Annotated in this window: 17 protein-coding genes and 1 pseudogene; 17 read left to right on the forward strand and 1 reads right to left on the reverse strand. The window is 48.0% G+C overall.

All coding sequences use genetic code 11. The annotated features are described in order from the left end of the window. Positions 1–30: 30 nt before the first annotated feature. On the reverse strand, positions 31–333 hold the full coding sequence (locus L1N85_RS27945) for a cyclic-phosphate processing receiver domain-containing protein (RefSeq protein WP_407946439.1): 303 nt from the start codon (positions 331–333) through the stop codon (positions 31–33). A gap of 256 nt (positions 334–589) precedes the next feature. Here L1N85_RS27945 and L1N85_RS15295 point away from each other — a divergent pair, with 256 nt between their 5' ends. The 17 genes and pseudogenes from L1N85_RS15295 to L1N85_RS15375 all read left to right on the forward strand — a co-directional run bounded on the left by L1N85_RS15295 (position 590) and on the right by L1N85_RS15375 (position 20,308). Beyond that, complete coding sequence (locus L1N85_RS15295) at positions 590–793, forward strand: aspartyl-phosphate phosphatase Spo0E family protein (RefSeq protein ID WP_235239948.1); 204 nt, start codon at positions 590–592, stop codon at positions 791–793. Between the two features lie 812 nt (positions 794–1,605). Then, complete coding sequence (locus tag L1N85_RS15300; RefSeq protein WP_235239964.1) at positions 1,606–2,130, forward strand: VanZ family protein; 525 nt, start codon at positions 1,606–1,608, stop codon at positions 2,128–2,130. 54 nt (positions 2,131–2,184) lie between these two features. Next, the gene (locus tag L1N85_RS15305; protein WP_235239949.1) at positions 2,185–4,074 is read left to right on the forward strand and encodes a putative bifunctional diguanylate cyclase/phosphodiesterase; all 1,890 of its coding nucleotides are present in this window, start codon (positions 2,185–2,187) and stop codon (positions 4,072–4,074) included. Between the two features lie 125 nt (positions 4,075–4,199). Next, positions 4,200–5,105, forward strand: coding sequence for a choice-of-anchor I domain-containing protein (locus L1N85_RS15310; RefSeq protein WP_235239950.1), 906 nt, complete (start codon positions 4,200–4,202; stop codon positions 5,103–5,105). Between the two features lie 227 nt (positions 5,106–5,332). After that, positions 5,333–6,700, forward strand: coding sequence for an ABC transporter substrate-binding protein (locus L1N85_RS15315; RefSeq protein ID WP_235239951.1), 1,368 nt, complete (start codon positions 5,333–5,335; stop codon positions 6,698–6,700). A gap of 84 nt (positions 6,701–6,784) precedes the next feature. Then, on the forward strand, positions 6,785–7,669 hold the full coding sequence (locus tag L1N85_RS15320) for a carbohydrate ABC transporter permease (protein WP_235239952.1): 885 nt from the start codon (positions 6,785–6,787) through the stop codon (positions 7,667–7,669). Continuing rightward, entirely contained in the window at positions 7,662–8,480 is an 819-nt protein-coding gene (locus tag L1N85_RS15325; RefSeq protein WP_235239953.1) for a carbohydrate ABC transporter permease, read from the forward strand. Before L1N85_RS15320 ends, L1N85_RS15325 begins: the two co-directional genes overlap by 8 nt. A 109-nt stretch (positions 8,481–8,589) precedes the next feature. After that, positions 8,590–9,909, forward strand: coding sequence for an ABC transporter substrate-binding protein (locus L1N85_RS15330; RefSeq protein WP_235239954.1), 1,320 nt, complete (start codon positions 8,590–8,592; stop codon positions 9,907–9,909). Then, complete coding sequence (locus L1N85_RS15335; RefSeq protein ID WP_235239955.1) at positions 9,869–11,701, forward strand: sensor histidine kinase; 1,833 nt, start codon at positions 9,869–9,871, stop codon at positions 11,699–11,701. Before L1N85_RS15330 ends, L1N85_RS15335 begins: the two co-directional genes overlap by 41 nt. Then, positions 11,676–13,298: a response regulator gene (locus L1N85_RS15340; protein ID WP_235239956.1), complete on the forward strand. Its 1,623-nt coding sequence runs from the start codon at positions 11,676–11,678 to the stop codon at positions 13,296–13,298. The genes L1N85_RS15335 and L1N85_RS15340 overlap by 26 nt, the downstream gene beginning before the upstream one ends. A gap of 374 nt (positions 13,299–13,672) precedes the next feature. Then, positions 13,673–14,026 carry a response regulator gene (locus L1N85_RS15345; RefSeq protein WP_235239957.1) on the forward strand — a complete coding sequence of 118 codons (354 nt, stop codon included), beginning with the start codon at positions 13,673–13,675 and terminating at the stop codon, positions 14,024–14,026. Positions 14,027–14,222: 196 nt separating this feature from the next. Further along, positions 14,223–15,761, forward strand: coding sequence for a spore germination protein (locus L1N85_RS15350; protein WP_235239958.1), 1,539 nt, complete (start codon positions 14,223–14,225; stop codon positions 15,759–15,761). Then, entirely contained in the window at positions 15,656–16,957 is a 1,302-nt protein-coding gene (locus L1N85_RS15355) for a Ger(x)C family spore germination protein (RefSeq protein WP_328285220.1), read from the forward strand. Before L1N85_RS15350 ends, L1N85_RS15355 begins: the two co-directional genes overlap by 106 nt. 6 nt (positions 16,958–16,963) lie before the next feature. Continuing rightward, positions 16,964–17,197: a hypothetical protein gene (locus tag L1N85_RS15360; protein ID WP_235239959.1), complete on the forward strand. Its 234-nt coding sequence runs from the start codon at positions 16,964–16,966 to the stop codon at positions 17,195–17,197. Positions 17,198–17,213: 16 nt separating this feature from the next. Continuing rightward, entirely contained in the window at positions 17,214–18,299 is a 1,086-nt protein-coding gene (locus tag L1N85_RS15365; protein WP_235239960.1) for a GerAB/ArcD/ProY family transporter, read from the forward strand. Positions 18,300–18,382: 83 nt separating this feature from the next. Further along, positions 18,383–19,135 (forward strand): annotated as a pseudogene (locus L1N85_RS15370) (MATE family efflux transporter); the annotation flags it as partial. An 834-nt stretch (positions 19,136–19,969) separates the two neighbouring features. Beyond that, complete coding sequence (locus L1N85_RS15375; RefSeq protein WP_235239961.1) at positions 19,970–20,308, forward strand: hypothetical protein; 339 nt, start codon at positions 19,970–19,972, stop codon at positions 20,306–20,308. Positions 20,309–20,679 lie beyond the last annotated feature (371 nt).

Consider the following 20,679-nt stretch of genomic DNA (forward strand, 5'->3'; position numbering starts at 1 on the left):
TCACGCAGCATTTCCATTATATGGTCGTATTCATTTAATGGCGGGACGGATATAAATGAGTACATGCTCTGGCTTATGCTTCTGAAGCAATCTAAACATCCGGTGCCTTCCTAATGAATCGGCGCTATGAATAATTATTTTATCGGCATATACGTTATTCGCAGTCATATATTTGGCTACTTCGTATCCGGTTGGCTTTCCATAACCTAAGTTGTAATCCAGTGAGAGCGTAGCAATTGTATTTGTTTTTAAGAGCGCAATACAATCCTTCGCTGTCCTTACCAAACAAAATCCTGGAGGGCAGCGCCTTTTATCATCAAGGAATACGTCCATGCTTTCATTTCCCCCAAACACGTAGTTGTCGTGGCATTATAGTATGAGGAGAAGGTTTTTTTGGATTGGGCTAGAGAGCGAAAGAATGCTTTGAATGGAATGAAATCCCTTTCAAGGTCTTTTAACCTACTTAAATGCAATAATCTGTTACTGTTAAGCAGGAAATTGTAATTTTTTGTAGAATACCATTAATGTTTACTATACCTTCATAAAGTAGAGGTGTGTCCGACACTATGATTTGTTAGGAGAGCTCTTTATGCATATCACGGAATTACAACAAAAAATAGAGAATCTTCGAAAACAAATGATAGAGAAATTTATGAAGAGCGGCTCGTATCAAACAGAAGAAGTCATCGATGCCAGCCAGCAGCTGGACCGCGTGCTCAACTGCTATGATTGTCTGCGCTACAAGAGAAATTGCAAATTCGAGTTTGAGTGTGTTGATATCGAGGGTAACTGATGCCTTCAGCAAGCGTAATCCTGTTTAACGGGGCTGCGTGTTCTGAAGGCATTTTTTTGTCGGCTGTGAAGTTTACGGCAGGAAGTGCAATCGATGAGAGTCTGAGGAGTTAAAGATCAAAACATGCGTTTCCTTTTGTTTTTCTTATATTTGTACCAGTACCTTCCGTTCTCGTCTTTGAATATTCGAATGCCAAAAAACTTCAATGGCGTTGACAGCTCCGTAAACATAAGATAGCCGGACATGGTTATCACCTCGCTATTATTCTTTTATAACAATACCAAACTTTGTGCTTATTGACTAGTTATGATAGGGACTTTTGTATTGTAAACATATGACTAAAGTCGTATGTCATTGTGTTATTTATACCAAAATATTATATATTTACCAGTACCTCATTAATGCATGCAATACTAGATCTAAAATCTCCGTGCATGCTCCAACTGGACTCTTGTGGGCCGCTTCTCCGAAATAGATCTAGAAACTAGCTCTAATTTCCCCAAACTAACCAATCCTGCAATAATAGATCTAAAAAGTAGCTCTAATGTGTCCGTACCTGCCTCAACTGGCCTCAGGGCTAATGGGGCTTGAGAGGGTACAGTTACTGGACAAATCCAACATAGAGCTCCAGATGGGGTGAAATGGGGCAAAGTTACTGTACAAATCCAGTATAGCGCGCCAAACGAGGTGCGAGAGGAGCTTGAATGAGGTTAGTGGATTTTTTTTTCAGTTAAGTGTGTTAAGTGTGAGCGCTGCGTTTTGCTTGTCTCTTATTTTCAAGTATGATAGATAGAGCAGTGTTTCTATTGGAGGTGCTTACCATAGCGAAAAAATCGATCAGAGCCTTTCCCTCCCTGATATGGGGAGTTTTATTTGCGGCGTGGCTTATGTTTTTGTTTTTTTTATCGTCCCAATCGTATGAGCAGCAGAGCATTCAGCCGTTTCTGTTCAAAACTTTTGAATTCCATCAGCTCATCAGCTGGCTGCCGGATATGACGATTACGTACCGGACCAGAACGATCCATTCGCATACGAACCCGTACCAGTTTATCGAGTTTCTGTTCCGCAAGGGTGCGCATCTATTCGTATATGCGGTGCTTGCGGCGATTCTGTTCATGCTCATGCGCTCGCTCAATCCGAGGCGCTGGCTGCGCGCGATTGCGGTGACGCTCGCCGTGGGGCTTGCCGTCCCGGCGCTGGATGAATGGAATCAGCTAAATTCCGGGCATCGTACGGGTAATGTGACGGATGTTTGGCTTGATTTTGCAGGGGGATGTATCGGAATCTTGGTCTGCTTGTGCGTATTAGGTCTCCTTAAGCTTCGGAGGAAAATGTAAATTGATGTCGAATACTCTTCTGTAGAAATGTTAGCGAACGGGGGGATTTCCGATATGATCAAGCAGAAGCCGGGATCCAGATTGCGATTAAGCATATCAAAAATTGCAGGGCTGTATATGCTTGGCGGCATTCTTTGGGTTATTTTCACGGATTATTGGCTTGGCCGCTCGCTTCAACATACGATTCATCTCCAGGGATCCCTTAAGGGAGTACTATATGTCGTCATTACGGGGTTTCTGCTCTACTTGCTTATGAAGGGCTATTTGAGGCAAATTCTCGAGGCCAAGCAGAAGGCTCAAAGAAGCGAGGAAAACTTTCGTAATATTTTTGAGCATGCGAATGACGGTATTGCCTTGTTCTCGATTGATGATTATTTCTCTCTAACGTTCAAAGGCTCGAACGGCCTGTTTCAGAGTATGACGGGTTATACGGAGGAGGAGCTTCGCCATATTTCTCCCTTCCAATATATGCGTACGGGTGAGCGCGCCTCGTCGATATTCAAGCTGGTGAAGGACGGGGCGCAGGTGGAGGAAATCGAGATTCGCCAGAAGGACGGCACCCTTGTCCCGGTCGAGGTGAATTCGAAAACGTTCAAGAAAAAGGATCGCATCGAGGTGGTCTCGGTGTTCCGCGATATGACGGACCGCAAGCATGCGGATCAAATGATTCATTTTCTCGCTAATCACGATTATTTAACCGGTTTGCCCAATCCCCGCGTATTATTTGATGAGCTCGCGCTCTATGTTAATGAAGGCAGAGGTTTTTCGCTGCTTATTATACAGATTGACCGGTTCAAATGGATAAAAAGCACGATCGGAAGAAAGAGCGGCAATGAGCTGCTTGTGCAGATCGGAGGACGGCTGAAGCAGGCTCTCCATGAGGATAGCCTGATTACGAGAATAGGCGATGACCATTTCAAAATGTTGCTGCCGGCTTGCGATAAGCAACGGGTTGTGGCGCTTTATGCTCGGCTTGAGGAACGGCTCGTTCAGCCGTATCTGATTGGCGAGGATGAGATTAAGCTGGATTTTCGAATGGGCAGCGCAAGCTTCCCCGGCGATGCGGAAGAGGAAGAGACGATTATAAGTCTAGCTTACTCTATGCTCAATCAGGCGGGAGTTGGGGAGCATGATCAGGCTGCGAATCGGGAGCAACTGACGGATATGAGGCGCAAGGTGCTTATCGAGAAGGAGCTTCCGCACGCGATTGCGAACGGGCAGCTCTCGCTGGTTTATCAGCCGAAGGTACAATTGTCCTCGTCGGGCATTATTGGGGTGGAGGCACTGCTTAGATGGAAGCACCCTGCGCTTGGCGATATTCCGCCCGCAGCATTCATTCCCGTCGCCGAGGAGATGGGCGTTATCGTACCGATCGGGGAATGGGTGCTGGTCGAAGCGTGCCGGCAAATTAAAATTTTCCAGGAGCAGTCGGGATCACCCGTCACGGTATCGGTTAATATTTCATCGAGACAATTCGTCCAGCGGCATTTTGTCCAGGTCGTGAAGCAAGCGATTCGGGATACGGGCATTCGGCCGGAGCATCTGCTCCTTGAGATTACGGAAAGCATCATCATCAACTTTGAGTCGACGGTTCATGTGTTGAGAGAGTTGAAGGAGCTGGGCGTACGGATTAGTATGGATGATTTTGGGACCGGATATTGCTCTCTAGCCTACTTAAAGCATCTGCCCATCGACGAGCTGAAGATTGACCGGTCCTTTATTCAAGATATTTTGCATCAAACGAATGACCGCAATCTCGTACAAACGATTATTACTCTGGCGCATCATATGAATATGCAGGTGGTGGCCGAAGGCGTAGAGGATGAGGAGCAGCTGGCGTGTCTGAAAGAATTGAAGTGCGATATTATGCAGGGGTATTTGTTCAGCCCGCCTATCGACCCCGATGCTTTCCTTAGGCTTCCGAAACGTATGATGGGTAGTTAACTCTGTGATTTACAAATTCTATATCAATTCCATACATGGACATAATATTCCTTCTGTACCATTTAGTTTGACCAGGCGTACGGCATGTAGCGCTGGGTACATTCCAGATCTCAGGGGGAAACAATGTGAGCTTTAGACGGGAGCATGTGCGAAAATCGCTGAAATGGCTTATGGCCGGATTACTGACGGTCGCCTGTATCGGTCCATACGGCGCGGTTGCGGTGGAGGAATCGGATGCCCCAACTTTTAAAATGAATAAAATCGCAACCTGCGACAGCTTGGCCGGCTTCGATAAGGGCGGTACGGAAATTGTGGCTTACGACTGGAAGGGCAAGCGCGCTTATTCTACAAACTCGGAAGTGAAGGCGATCGATATTCTCGATATGTCCAAGCTCGGCGAGGAAGAGGAGATCGAGCTGCTCGATCGGGTTGGAATAGATTCTTTAAAGATTCCCGGCTTTGTGCCGGATGGCATTACGAGCGTCGCGATACATCCGTCGGGCGCTTACATTGCTGCTTCTGTGTCGTCGAGTCCGCTTACGGACAACGGCAAGGTCGTGTTTATGGATTTGAACGGGACGATGATTGGCTGGGTAACGGTCGGTGCGCTTCCTGACATGCTGACGTTCACGCCGGACGGCAAGCAGCTGCTTGTCGCAAATGAGGGCGAGCCTTCGGCGGATTATACGATTGATCCGGAGGGCTCGGTATCGATCATCGATGTGACGAAGATGCTTAGCGAGCTGACGGATGCGGATGTGACGACGGCGGGCTTCGGCGACGTGGAAATTCCGGATGGCGTACGCGTGTTTGCAGGTCTGCCGGAGGGCAATCCGTCTACGACGGCAGAGCATATGGAGCCGGAATTTATTTCGGTATCGGCGGACAGCAAGTTCGCGTATGTGGCTTTGCAGGAAAACAATGCGATCGGCGTGCTGAATTTAACGACATTAATATTTGATGAGGTGCGTGCGCTTGGCGTGAAGGATCACTCGCTGCCGGGCAATGGCAGTGCCAAATGGGGCTTGTGAGCGAGTATCAAATGGGGCGAACTGCATAAAGTCATGATGATGGACGGGGACTGTCACTCAAGCGGCGCAAGCTGCTGGGAGGACGGTCCCTGTTTTGTTTTACATGCGAATAAATACCTTGAAGTGTAGTTATCGATGTTTAGTCTTCGTTATATAATCCGTCGCCGCGAATCTGTATACTTCGTATTGAAAGCGTGCACAAGAAAGTATATACGGGAGGGTTAAGTATGAAAATGTTCAGAAAACGCTGGTTAGGCCAGGGATTGAGCATCGTGCTTGCTGCAACGATGCTGGCAGCGTGCTCAAACGGCGGCGGACAAACTAGCAACACAGCAACTGGCAAAGAGAACACGGCGGAGGATAACGTGAATAACGCCGCGCCAGCCGCAAAACCGTTTGAAGGCACAAGTATTACGTTAGTAACGGCGAATCATCCTTGGGGAGATGCGATTAAACCGTTCATTCCCGAGTTTGAGGCTGAGACGGGGATGAAAGTAAATGTGGAAAGTTATTTTGAAGATCAGCTGACACAGAAGCTTACGGTCCAGTTCACGACGGGCTCCAATACGCCGGATGTGTTCATGTATCGTCCGCTTCAGGAGGGCAAGCTGTTTTTCAAAAACGGCTGGGTACATCCTTTGGATGAATACGTGAATAAAGACCCCGAATACGATTTCGCGGACTTGTCCAAATCGGCTGTCGGATCGGCGACCGTAGACGGTAAGGTGGCCGGCATTCCAATCATTACAGAGCAGCAAATCTTATACTACCGCAAGGATCTGCTGGAAGCGGCAGGGATCGCGGTACCGAAAACGATGGATGAATTGGTTGCCGCGGTTAAACAGCTTCATGACCCCGGCAAAGAGATGTACGGTTTCGTAGCCAGAGGACAGCGCTCGCCGCTTGTCACGCAAGTCTCTTCGTTCCTGTTTTCCGAAGGCGGAGATTTCACGAACGGAGATAAGGCGACGATTAACACGCCGGAAGCCATTAAAGCTTTTACGACCTATGGTACCTTATTGAAGGATTACGGCCCTCCGGGCGTACTCAATATGTCATGGCCGCAAGCGATCGGCATTTTCGCGCAAGGCAAGGTAGCTTTCTATACGGACGCGAACTCGATTTATAAGAACGCAACGGACCCTGAAAAGTCGCAAATTGCCGATAAAATCGGATTTGCACCGTTCCCGGCCGGCTCGGCCGGCTCCAAACCGTATAACATTACCTCTTGGGGACTGGCCGTGAATGCGAACGCAGCCAACAAGGAAGCGGCATGGGCATTCATCGAGTGGGCGACCGGCAAGGAGCTGGTCCTGAAAACCCAGCAAGCAGGCAATCCCGGAGCGCGTTCTTCGGTTTGGGATAACCCTGAAGGGACAACCGGATTTCCGTCCGAGCTGGTAGATGTCATCAAAGAAAGCGTGAAGGGCGGTGTCGACCATGACCGTCCGACCGTCATCAGCGTCGGTGAAGCGCGCGATGCGGTAGGCGAGATCGTTCAGCAGATCATGACCGGCGAGACGAACATTCAACCGGTTGCCGATAAAGCTAATGAAGCTTTGCAAAAGATAATCGACAGCGAAAAAACAAAATAAGGCGAGACGGCCTAACGGTCAAAAGGGTCATTCCGTGACCCTTTTGATTTGTCATTTCGAATTGGGAGGAAAGGGGAGTTCCATATGCAGTACAACTGGTTTGATCGAAATTTGAAATGGATCTATACGATGCCTGCGGTGATATTCGTGTTAGTTATGATGGTATTTCCGATCCTGTATACCGTACGGATAAGTTTCTTTGAGTGGAGTATGTCCGCCATTACGCCTCCAAAGTGGGTCGGATTGGACAACTATATTACGCTTTTGAACGATAGCCGATTCTGGGGAGCGGTACGCTCCACTTTATATTTTACGTTTGCGGCGCTTGCCGTTGAAGTTGTATTAGGGGTTGCCATCGCCTTACTGCTCACTCGGGATTTCCGGGGCAAAAATATGGTGAAAACGGTTTTCCTTCTGCCTATGGTGGCGACTCCGGTCGCGATGGGGCTGGTGTGGCAATTGATTTATGAGCCGACGATCGGCGCGGCCAACATGATATTGGAAGCGGTCGGACTGAAGCCGCAGCTGTGGCTTGCTTCCCCCAATCAGGCCATTTCCTCGCTCATTATCGTTGATGTCTGGCAGTGGACTCCGATGATCGCCCTTATTGTTATGGCGGGGCTGGCTACGATTCCGACCGACCCCTATGAAGCGGCTGACGTCGACGGGGCCGGCAGATGGAGAAAGTTCATTTCGATTACGCTTCCGCTGTTAAAGCCAACGATTATGGTTGCTGCGATGCTGCGCTTGATCGACGTGCTGAAAACCTTCGATATTATTTATGCGACAACGCAGGGCGGACCGAATCTGGCTACCGAGACGTTGAACATTTACGGTTATGTATTAGGTTTTCAATATTTTAAGCTGGGGATGGCTTCCTCGCTTCTGGTCCTGTTCTTCGCGTTGGTCATGGGCTTGACGATATTTATGATCCTGATGCGCAAAAGAATGGAGGGGCGTTATGAATAAGCAAAAGAAGACGGCAAATCTGATTTTCGGCGTTTTAACTATTGCGGTGCTGCTTTTATTTGCTTTTCCTTTCTTCTGGATGCTGCTTGCTTCTTTCAAAACGCAGGGGCAAATCATGTCGACGGAGCAGTTGTTTGTATTTAAGCCGACGATGGACAATTATTCGGATGTATTCAAGGAATATGATTTTCTGAAATACATCTTGAACAGTTTCGTTGTCGCGCTTGGATCGACGCTGTTCGCCCTGCTGCTCGGACTGCCGGCGGCTTACGCAATCGCCAGACATAAGCTTCACAAGTTAGGGCTTGTCATTCTCATAGCCCGGATTATTCCCGGGATCACATTCCTGATTCCCTGGTTTATCTTATTTTCGAAGCTTGAGCTGATCGACTCCTACACGTCTTTGATCCTCAGTCATATGCTCGTGGGGCTGCCATTCATTATTTGGATCATGATTTCCTTCTTCGAAGCGCTTCCGACCGAAATCGAGGAATCGGGTCTGATTGACGGTTGTACGCGTCATCAAGTTTTTATGCGAATTATTTTACCGATTTCCGGACCCGGTATCATTACGTCGTCACTGCTTTCGTTCATTTTCTCGTGGAATAACTTTATGTTTTCCATCATTCTTGCCGGTGACAAGACGAAGCCGCTTCCGGTGGCGGTATTCAATTTCATGTCGTATTCGGAAATCAACTGGGGCGGGCTTATGGCGGCTGCATGCATCATCACCCTTCCCGTACTCATAATCGCGCTGCTTGCGCAGCGTTATGTCGTCAGCGGGTTGGCGGCCGGCGCCGTGAAGGGCTAAACGTTATTTGCTTTTCTATTGGTTAATGATGTTTACTATTAGTTATAATGGAACAATAAGCGTTCGAGTTATTTTATTATGATCGGGTCGCGACAAGGAGGTCAGGTCTATGAAGCGGTTTCGCAGTCTGCGGCTGCTTGCGGGAATCTGGGCTCTATCGGTTTCCGTTTTGGCGTCGGGGTGTGCAGGCATTTCTCATTCCGGGCATAACAGGGGGGAGTCGCCGCTGCCGTTTCAAGGGAAAACGATCACACTGGTAACGGCCAATCATCCTTGGGCGGATGCGATCAGGCCGCTCCTTCCCGAATTTGAAGCCGCAACGGGCGTGAACGTGATCATTCAAGGATTTTTCGAGGATCAGTTGACCCAGAAGCTTACGCTTCAGCTGACAACGGGAGCCGAAACGCCGGATGTGTTTATGTATCGCCCTTTGCAGGAAGGGAAGCTGTTTTATAAGAACGGTTGGCTGGAGCCGCTCGATGACTATGTTCGACAGGACGCTGAGTACGATCGCAGCGATTTTTCAAGTGAAGCGATCCGCTCTGCAACCGTAGACGGGAAACTTGCCGGTATTCCGGTCATTATGGAGCAGGGAATCTTATACTACCGGAAAGATCTTCTGCAGAAGGCTGGAATCCCGGTGCCGGATACGATTGACAAGCTTGTATCCGCTGCCCGGTTGCTGCATGATCCGGACAACGGGGTTTACGGCTTTGTCGCAAGGGGACAGCGTTCTCCCTTGGTCACGCAGGTTTCGTCTTTTCTCTATTCCGAAGGCGGCGATTTCACCAGCGGGCAACAAGCGACCATCAATACGCCGGAAGCGATGAGAGCATTCACCATTTACGGAAGCCTTCTAAGAGATTATGGGCCTCCGGGCGTAATCAACATGTCCTGGCCGCAAGCGAGCGCGTTTTTTGCCGAAGGCAAAGCCGCCTTTTATACGGATGCGAATTCGATCTTTAAAAGCGCAAGCGATCCGGCGCGTTCGACGATCGCCGAGCATATCGGATTCGCTTCCTTTCCCGCTGGCGGAAACGGCTCGAGGACTTACAATATTACATCCTGGGGACTGGCCATGAATCCGAAAGCCGTCGATAAAGCGGCGGCGTGGGCGTTTATACGCTGGGCGACAAGCAAAGAGATCGTGCTCCAAACGCAGCGCAAAGGCAACCCGGGTGCCCGTTATTCCGTTTGGAACATGTCCGAGGGTACGGCAGGGTTCCCGAAAGAGATGGTCGAGGTCATCAAACAATACGGCATAGGCGGTGTCGACCACGACCGTCCGACTGTCATCAACGTGGCGGAGGCCAGGGAAACGGTCGGAGAAATCGTTCAACGCGTAATGACGGGCGATCCCGATCTTCAGCAGGCGGCGGACAGAGCGAATGCCGCGCTGCAAGCGATATTGGATAAAGAAGCGGAATGAGAAGGTGATCGTCATACGTTACAGGATATCGATATTCGATAAGATTATCATTACGATCATTCTGCTGCTTATCCCCGTTCTGTTCTTGTACAGCTACTCCAACCGGATTGCGGGCAGCGTGGTGGAGGAGCAGCTCCGCTCGTCCAATTTGAACGAATTATCGTTTTTCTTGAACCGGATGGATTCAAATATTGAGAATTTGTCCCTGTTTCCGGTTATATTAAGCTACGATCCGCATATTCGGGATTTTATCGGGGGTACCGGCGAGGCGGCCGGCAATCCGTTAAAGGCGCAATCCCGCATGACGGAGAAATTAAGTCTTCAAAGCGTATCCAGCAGCTGGACCAATGATTTGACAATCGCGATGCCGGAGAGCAAGAGGGTGCTGTCCTCTAATATTTATGTTAACGGTATGGGGGAGTGGATGTGGGACGGTCCCATCCGGAAGACATGGTCCTACGAAGAGGACCATTCCCGCGGATTTCCGGTCGGTACCTTTATCCGGGAGACCAGCGAACCCGCCAATGCGGCAACGGCCTTGCAAGCCGATGCGGTATTTCAGGTTCGTTTTCCCGTGGAGACCATTACCGACCTGCTGGACATTTACCGAAAGGACGAGCAGAGCGATCCATTCCTGTACCATCCGGATTACCGGCCGATTCGGAACAGCACGCCTGACTTGTCGATCGAAGAGCCGATTATACGGAATGTGTTGCATAGGTCCTTGACGGATGCAGGCCAGGAAACGATTGTTATCAACGATCAATCGTATTTGGTCAGTTATGTGAAATCACGCCAGCTGGGCTGGTATCTGGTAGATTATGTTCCGGTCCAAAGAATCTTGTCCCCAATTACAACGGCACGCAATTGGTTCTACGGTTCAATCGCCTTTCTGCTTATGATCGGACTTATCGCTTCGTTTCTGCTTTACCGTAATGTCCAGATTCCGATCCGAACGATGATCAAAGGCGTGAAGCGGATGAGCCGGGGGGATTTATCCTCGCGTATCGATTATAAAGCGAAGAACGAATTCGATGATTTAATCCGGCATTACAATGAAATGGCCGGCCGGATTCAGGTCTTGATCGAGGATGTTTATACGGAGAAGCTGCGGTCCCGCGAGGCAACGCTAAAGCAGCTTCAGTCTCAGATAAACCCGCATTTTCTGTATAATTCGCTGTTCTTTGTCATTAATTCCGCCATGCTGGAGGATCGCGATGCGGTAGTTGCCATGGCCGAAAATTTGGCTGAGTATTACAGGTACACCGCAAGGGTTGAGAACCAGCAGGTTACCCTTCGGGATGAGCTCGATTTGGTGCGTCACTATCTGAATATTCATCATTTGAGGATGCAGCGTCTGGCGTTCGCGATAACCGTCCCGGAAGACATGATGGATGAGCCTGTCCCGCGCCTCCTTCTTCAGCCGCTGGTGGAGAATGCCATCGTCCATGGCATCGAGCCTCGGGTGACGGGCGGCACCATTACCATTACTGGCGAGCAGAATGAAAGGCGGAACCGGATCGTCATAGCCGATAATGGTTCGGGGCTGTCTGAGTCCGAGCTGCGCCGGCTGACGATTCAACTTAATGGACCGATGACCGATGAACTCGGTTGCGGGACGTGGAACGTACACCGGCGTTTGCAATATCTATTCGGTGAAGGCTCGGGATTATCGTTCAGGCATGCGCCAGGCGGGGGGCTGGAAGCCGTTCTGACATGGAACCGGACGAGCAGCATTGCGAAACCAAGGCTAGAGGAGGGAGATCATGACCCAACTATTGATCGTGGATGACGAGGCTCATGTCGTGGATCGTTTCTCGACCACGATTGACTGGAAGGCCATTGGCGTAGAGCAGGTTTTCAAAGCCTATTCCGGACTCGAAGCCCTCGCGCTCCTCAGGCAATTTTCCATCGATATCGTCATTACCGATATTAAAATGCCAGGCATGTCGGGCTTGCAATTGATCGCTGAAATCCGCCGGCTCTGGCCCAAAACCAAATGCATATTATTGTCCGGGTATTCGGATTTCAATTACGCTAAAAAGGCCATTCTGTACCAGACCGAGGATTACTTGCTGAAGCCGGTAAAGGAAGAAGAATTGCTGGCCGCCGTCGAGCGGGTCCTTGCAAAGCTGGAATTGGAATGGGAGGAAGTCGTCTCCAATCAGAGGCTGACCTATACGTTTAAGGAAAATCTCCCTTTGCTGAGGGCGAATTTGCTCCTGGAACTGCTTCAGGGCCGAAGATGGGAGACAACCGCTCTGCATGACAAAATGAAGATGCTGGAGCTTTCCGACCACGAATGGCAATTCTGTTCGCTGATGGTGGTCCGTTTGGACGAGCTTTTTCTCCAGTACGATCTTCGAGATCTGTCCTGGAAGGACTATGCAATCGGCAATATGGTCGAAGAGTTGTTCGGCGGGCGATATGCGATCTGGTATGCCAAAGACGCTCATGATTATCTCGTTTTTGCGATGACGGCGAAGCGGGAGGCGGCCGGGGAGAACGACACGGTCTGGTTCGAGCGTACGGCGGCTGCCCTGCAAACGGCGGTGGGCACGTATCTGAAGGGTAAAATTTCCGTCATGGTCTGTCATGACGGGCGGTTTCCTTATGATTTGGCATCGCTGTACAGCCGTTCGATCGGAGCATTCCGCAAACGGATCGGAAGCGAACGGGAGCTGTTTATGCGTCTGGAAGACGATCGTTCGGAAGAGGGGATTGGGTCTCTGAAAAGCCTCTACGAGCCGCCTGCATTGATTCATTTGCTGGAGGCGGCGAGGTGGAGCGACATCGCAGAGAAGCTTCGGCTGATCTTTGACGATATGGACATGGAGGATACCCGACCCGGTTCGCAGGAGCATCTTCTTGAAATCTATTTCACGATCGCCTCCGCCTATTCGTATATCGCGCATAAAAACGGAAGGCATTTATCGGAATTGCTCGGGAATGAGTACGGAAAAATGACGGAAGGTCTCCCTTTCCGTTCCGTGAACCAGCTCCGCGAATGGTCGCTCAGGACGCTGCACAGGATCCGCGAGGATATGGACCGCGAGACGAAGGATTCAAGGATGGCCCTGATCCGGGAAATCCAGGCTTTTATTGAACAAAACGTCCAGCAGGATGTCTCCTTGCAATCGATCGCCGATCATGTGTATCTTCATCCGGTATATGTTTCGAAGGTGTATAAGCTGGAAACCGGTGAAAATTTAAGCGACTATGCGCAGCGTGTGCGCATGAACAAGGCGGAGTATCTTCTGAAGCACAGCGCGGACAAAATTTATGAAATCGCTGCAAGCCTCGGCTATCAGCGTCCGCATTCCTTCAACCATGCATTCAAAAAAAAGTTCGGCATGACCCCTCAGGAATACAGAGACCGATTCTCTTAAGAGCATTTGATTGGCGCCCCGAATGAGGGGTATTTTTTTCTCAAAAAGTTTAATAAAATAAACCCGGAGGCGCTACATCAAGCATTTAAGAGATTCAAAGCGCTTTCATAGCAGATATTGATAGAATTAGCTTTTTTTCGAGTTGTACGTTCTACATGTTGTGAAATATACTAAAATAGGACGATATTATTATTTACATTTTATTAATAGGAGAGAAAGCCGCACACCCTGTTTTGAAAACGCATACATTTATTATCGAAAAACCAATAGCCTCCCCTGTTTAATGGCAAGAGTCACTGTGTCCTGCATGGGAATGAATACTTCTAATGCTTGATCCTCGCTCAGCAAATAACCGTGTATAAGGGGTGTTGGGGATGCGAAATGTACTTCTTATTGAAGACTATCTTAACGTTCGATTGGTGTTGAAGCTGCTTCTTGAAAAAAACAACTTTAGAGTGATTGGCGAAGCTTCAGATGGCGTTGATGGGGTAGAGAAGTATATTCATCTGCGTCCCGATATCACGATTGTGGACTATTCATTGCCTCTATTAAACGGCTATATGATCGCTCGATTAATCCGGAGCCTTGATCAAAATGCTTGCATTATTTTGTGTACCGGACAAGCGGAGCATGTGAAGGATGTGTTTTACGAGCTTGGGGTTTTTGCGGTATTGCCTAAGCCTTTTACGGAGGAGCAGCTGTTGAACGCGATTCGCGCTTGTTCGTAGAGTGGACTTCATCTCAATCTGTCCCACATCTCAGACTGCCGAGATCTTCTCGGCAGTTTTTTCATGCTCGCAGCCTGTCCATTAACTCGCCGCTCTCGAGCCCCATTTGGCTCGCTATGATGGATTAAGTTTATAAAAGTTTGGCTGAGGCAATAATGGATTTTGAAAAGCTGGAGCAGGGAGGAGGGGGGGAGTTATGGGGAGGCCTGAAAAAGCGGAGTCGTTAAAAAAAAGTCTTGATGACAATATTCAACATGTAAAAGAAACTCTTGGAAACAGTAACGATATCGTCATTCGTGAGATTCGGATTGGAAAAGAGCAGGAAATTAAGGCAGGCGTTTTCTATACCGATGGATTGGCCGATGCAAAGACAATCCAAAGCTACGTCATGGAATCCCTGATGCTGGATATCCGAGAAACCGACATGGAAGAAAAGCTTTCAAGAAATCCCTTAATCCATTTGAAAGAATCGGTCCTTACGATCGGTTCGCTTCAAGATGTAAGCGATTTTGATGCTTTTTTCTCTTCTCTTTTATCGGGGGATACTCTCATCTTGGTGGATGGATTTAATCAAGGATTTGCATTGAGTACGGCAGGTTGGGAAGACCGCGGTGTACAAGAGCCTACTTCCCAAACGGTGGTTCGAGGGCCGCGGGAGGGATTTTCAGAAAATTTACGTACCAATACAGCACTTATTCGACGGAAAATTAAAGATCCTAATCTTTGGATGGAAACTAAAGTCGTGGGTCGTGTGACAAAAACGAATGTATCGATGATGTATATGAATGGAATCGTCAATGACAAGGTGGTCGAAGAAGTTCGGACACGGCTGGATCGCATTGATATCGACGGGATTCTGGAAAGCGGCTATATTGAAGAATTGATTCAAGATGAGACATACACCCCTTTTCCAACGGTTTACAATACGGAGCGGCCGGATGTCATCGCTGCGGGACTTCTGGAGGGACGCGTAGCCATTTTGGTGGACGGGACCCCTTTTGTTCTTTTGGTGCCCGCTTTATTCACTCAATATTTTCAATCCGCAGAGGACTATTATCAACGTTCCGATTTCGGTCTGCTTCGTATGCTGCGTTATCTGGCTTTGTTTATCGGACTCCTTGGACCCTCGCTGTATATCGCCATAACGACATTTCATCAGGAAATGTTTCCTACTTCCCTCCTGATAAGTTTAGCGGCTCAAAGGGAAGGCGTTCCTTTCCCTGCTTTTGTGGAAGCGCTCATGATGGAAGTGACCTTTGAAATTTTACGGGAAGCGGGGGTGAGAATGCCTCGGGCAGTCGGCCAAGCGGTATCCATTGTAGGAGCCTTGGTCATTGGACAAGCGGCGGTTGAAGCGGGAATCGTATCTGCTGCCATGGTCATCGTGGTATCGATCACCGCAATTGCCAACTTCTCCGTTCCTGCTTTTAATATGGGGATTTCGATCAGGATTTCGCGTTTTGCTTTGATGGGGCTTGCCGCTTCTTTCGGTTTATTCGGCATCACCGTAGGGTTGATCGCCTTCGTTCTTCACTTGTGCAGCTTGCGTTCCTTCGGTGTACCCTATATGGCGCCCATGGCTCCTTTCGTATTGGCTGACCAGAAGGACACGATATTTCGATTGCCGCAATGGGCATTGTTTTCCCGTCCGCGCCTAATCAGCCAAAAAAACGTGATCCGCGAGCAAAATCCTCCGACGACCAAACCTTCACTCAGGAAGGGGGATTCTCAATGAGGAGAAGAGTCATGTTGCTTTGTATACTGATCGTTGTTCTAGTGATCAGTACAGGTTGCTGGAACCGTAGAGAATTAAATGAGCTTGCGATTATTATGGCGTTTGGATTAGATAAAGCGGGTGAGCAATTTGTGGTGACCGCTCAAGTGGTGAATCCCGGACAAGTCGCGGCGAAGGAAGGCGGGGGAGGCCGGTCGCCCGTCGTCACTTTCCAAAAGAGAGGAGATACCATACATGAGGCGATTCGAAAAATCACGACGGTCTCCCCCAGAAAATTGTATGGGGCCCATGTCCGAATGGTCGTGATTGGGGAGGACTTGGCTAAAGAAGGATTTGGAGAAGCGTTGGATCTTTTATCTAGAGATGCTGAAATTCGAACCGATTTTTTTATCGTCGTAGCGAAAGAAGAAAAAGCGGAAGATGTCTTGCATGTATTGACTACATTGGAACAAATTCCGGCGAATAAGATGTATTCTTCTCTTGAAGCCTCCGCTAACGCCTGGGCGCCCTCTGCAACGGTCACCTTGGATCAGCTTCTATCCGACTTGGTGAGCAAGGGGAAACATCCTGTCTTGACTGGTATTCAAGTGAAAGGGGATTCTGAAACAGGCGGAAGAAAAGAGAATGTGGAAACCATTGATTCACCCGTTCGATTGCAATATTCCGGCCTTGCCGTCTTTAAAAAAGATCAATTGGCAGGCTGGTTAAACGAAAAAGAAAGCAAAGGGTATAATTATATCCGCGATCAAGTACAAAGCACCGTAGATGACGTTATTTGTCCCCAAAGAGGGAAACTGGCACTGGAAGTCATTCGGAGTAAAACAGAGATTAAAGGAAAAGTGGTAAATGGCCGGCCTCAAATCGTTATCGACGTTCGAACGGAAGAAAATATAAGCGATGTGGAATGCTCTATTGATTTAACCAGGAATGAAACGATTCAAGAATTGGAAAAGTTGGGGGAACAGAGCATTAAAGATATCATTGCAACATCTGTACATAAAGTTCAAAAAAAATACAAGGTGGATATTTTCGGATTTGGCGAAGTCATTCGTCGCTCGAATCCTCAGTATTGGAAAAAGGTAGAAAATAACTGGGATCAGGAATTTGCGGATCTTTCGGTACAGGTGAAGGTCGATGTAAAAATCCGGCGTATCGGGTCGGCAGGGAATTCCATCCTCAATGAATTGAAGGAGTAAATGGTTATGGTAGTAATTGTAGGAATATTAGCTGCAGCCATCGTGATGATTATGCTGGAAGTCCCCACTCTCCGGAAACAAAAGATGAAGAAGGAACTTTGGGTCTTTTCTATTCTAATGCTTGTGGCAGTAGGGCTAAGTATAGCAATGGGACTGCAAATCGATATTCCCAATCCGGTAGATGGCATAACGATGCTGTATAAACCGTTCAGTGATTTTGTTTTCCATTTTTTGAAATAGAGAAGAAGGTGAAAGAATGCTGGAGGACGGCAAAATCGGGGTACGTCAATTTACAGTGTTAGTGACCATTTTTACGATTGGCAGCTCCATTTTGGTGGCTCCTGCCGGTCTTGCTTCCGAAGCCAAACAAGACGCGTGGATCGCAGCGATACTTGGGGTAGGCGTATCTATGGTTTTTGTATGGCTTTATAATACTTTAGGAACGCGATTCCCCGATATGACCTTGGCCGAGTATAGTGAACATATTCTGGGGAAATGGGCAGGAAAAATAGTCTCTCTTCTATTCGTGAGTTATTTCTTTATTTTGGCTGCCCTTTTACTGCGGGAAATCGGAGATTTTATGACCACGCAAATCATGCCGGAAACCCCGATTCAATCGATCCATATTATATTTATAGGGGTTGTGCTGATGGGAACGCGGCTTGGGTTAGAACCGCTCACCCGTGCCTCGGAGATTTTCTTCCCATGGATTATAGGCCTTCTCTTCTTTCTTGTGATGGCACTTACTACCGAAATTGACTTTCAAAGAATGGAGCCGATTCTCGGAGAAGGAATAAAGCCTATAATGCGGGGTGCTTTCCCATTTCTTGGCTTGCCTTTTTTAGAACTCGTTGTTTTTTTAATGATTTTTCCTTATGTCAATAAAACCAAAGAGGCAGCAAAGGCTTTATTTGTAGGAACATTAATAGGAGGAATCGTTATCATCGTTATTACGATGCTGACAATTATTGTTCTTGGTTCCGATTTGGCAGCAAGACAGATATATCCCAGTTTTGTTTTGAGTAAAAAAGTAAATATAGCGAATTTTTTGCAACGAGTTGAAAACATCATGGCCGGGATTTGGTTTTTAACGATCTATTTCAAGTTAACGATTTGCTTTTATGCTTCGGCCTTAGGCCTTGCCCAAACGCTGAAACTAAGGGATTACCGGGTAGTAACCTTCCCGTTAGGGATGATTTTAGTGGTACTGTCTCTTGTGGCAAGTCCTAATATTGTCTATTTCCTTACGTTTGTCAAAGAAATCTGGACACCTTATTCCCTCACCTATGGACTGCTTTTACCTTTGATCTTATTAGGAGTAGCGGCCATCCGAAAAATATAGTTCACCTCATTCAGCCGAATGACGATTGCAGCTTTCACATCGGACTGGTCCCAAATAAGGGGATCGCAGAAGGGGATATCATTATGGCAATACCGGATAAAAGATTTTCGCTGTGGGTGCTCGCATGGCCCATCTTTATTGAACTGTTTTTGCAATTTTTGCTGGGGGCGGCGGATACGCTGATGGTTAGCCGGATTTCCGACGACGCGGTTGCGGTCGTGGGCTTCTCTAACCAGCTGTTTCATGCGCTCACGACTCTATTTATCACAGTGGCCAGCGGCGCGGGCATTCTCATTGCCCAGAAGCTCGGCTCCCGCAAAAGCGAGGATGCGCGGACAATCGCCATAATGGCGGTAAATGTGAGCGCGGTGATCGGAATTGCGCTCAGTATCATCCTTTATATGATGCCGGGCGAGATTGCGGCTTTGCTGCAGCTGCCGGAGCATTTGCTGCCGCTTGCGGAAACGTATATTTCGATTGTCGGCGGAGGCATGGTGCTGATCGCGTTAATGTCGGCGCTGAGCACGTCGATTCGCAACACAGGCAACACGAAGGGGCCGATTTATACGGCGATCGGAATGAACGTCGTGCATGTTTTTCTCAACTATGCGTTTATTTTCGGAGCGTTCGGCTTTCCAAAATGGGGCCTGATGGGCGTTGCCGTCTCCACGGTAGTATGCCGCCTGCTGGCTACTATCGTTCTGTTCATCATGTTCATGGGCTCGTTCGAACGTACGATTGGCTGGCGTGATTTGAATGTGTTCAATCGAAAGCTGTTCGGGGACGTACTGCGGATCGGATGGCCGCTTGGCGTTAACATGTCGTGCTGGGTATTCGATTTCACCTCGATCTGCAAGCCGTTTCAATGCCCATCTGATCGTAGGAATGGTCATGCGTTTAGTGGGGATGGGTATCGGTTACGAATAACGCTTTACAGGAGTCTTCACGGCTGGCCAGGTACTTCTTCAACCCTACTTTGCACTCCGTCGTAAAGTAAACTTCTCTCTGCTTTGAACCCTTACCATTAACTATTGCAGAGCAGTTTTCCCAGTTGAGATCCTCGATGTTAATCTTCTCCACCCAACTCGACAGCCGGTACAGTAGCGAAACTCAGGCAGCGCTCTTTCCCTTAGTGACTGACAAGAGATCTTCAAGTGAATAACATCTTCCTCGATCAAAAACTTAGGAATGCGCTTATCCAATTTTGGTTCTCTTAATTTTAGAGATGGATTTGAAGTCAGGTACGTCTCTTCGGACTAAATCCTTGTATACGTTTGTCAGCCTCATACAACCGCCACAACTCACTTAAGTTCGTAACAAAACCTCCGTTAGAAGCTCTTAAATCTTGTTTGCTTCTAATGGGAGGTTTTAATCTGTCTGCTTTGAACTAGCGTTCCTCGTTAACTTAAAGCTTCGTTTCTTTTGAAAATAGAGCAAGGGCATTAACTCCACCTAATAAAAACGGGTAAGTAGTAAACCTGCAATGATGATTAACCCTGAAACAGGAATAGCGTCATCAGCCGGATTATTCATCGGTCGCGGGGCTTTTTCGTTTCCTAGTTATAGGCAGCCTGGTGATTAAAATAGTCATTACTACCACTCCAAATGTACGTTTCTATTTAATCTAATCTAGCATTTCTTATATTATCACAATAAAAGGAGTGGATTGGATGAGAAAAAAGGTAGCGTATAAAGAGTATAAAACAGCTCTGAAGCCTATTCGTCGAGTAAAAACTCGAGCAGGTACTGCATTCATTTTTCAAACAGTCATCCAAGCAGGATTGTTCCAGAGGAGCTTGAACCTGCGTGGTGTTGTTAATTCGTCAAGCAGGGTGTTTGTATCGATCACGGAAATTGGTCTTATCGGCGGTACACTTAAGCCGTTTCAGGGATCTGCTACTATGACTGTTCATAATGTGGTTCCCCAAGATGACGGAATCGTATTGGTACGTGGGAATACCGGCTGGAATAGTCCCCTCAATGTGCGACTTTCAGTCGTTGTTTTCTAATCGTACTAGCCCCGGTCGCATTTCTCACGAGTGAAAACCGGAAAACTTGCGCTACTACGCGGAAATACAATAGGCGAAATCGCGGCAGCGCACAGAGCAAAAAAGCCCTGATATCACAGGGCTTTTTGGGTTGTCCGAAATATAGCAAAAGCCCCGACACAATCTGGCCATTTTGCGATACTCAGGGTATCCTTTATTTTATTTTACACATAATGAAAGTATCCTGCCCGTTAGCCATCCATGCATCGGTTAAACACCCTTATTGAGCCTGTGGATAAGACTCAAATTCATGGCGCTGGTAACATTCCAATTCAATGATGGCATGGTAGGATTCAATGTGCGCATTTTTATTCGGCGTTTTAGGCGGAATA

Origin of the sequence: Paenibacillus alkaliterrae (genome assembly GCF_021532375.1) — a bacterium.
Lineage (GTDB): Bacteria > Bacillota > Bacilli > Paenibacillales > Paenibacillaceae > Pristimantibacillus > Pristimantibacillus alkaliterrae.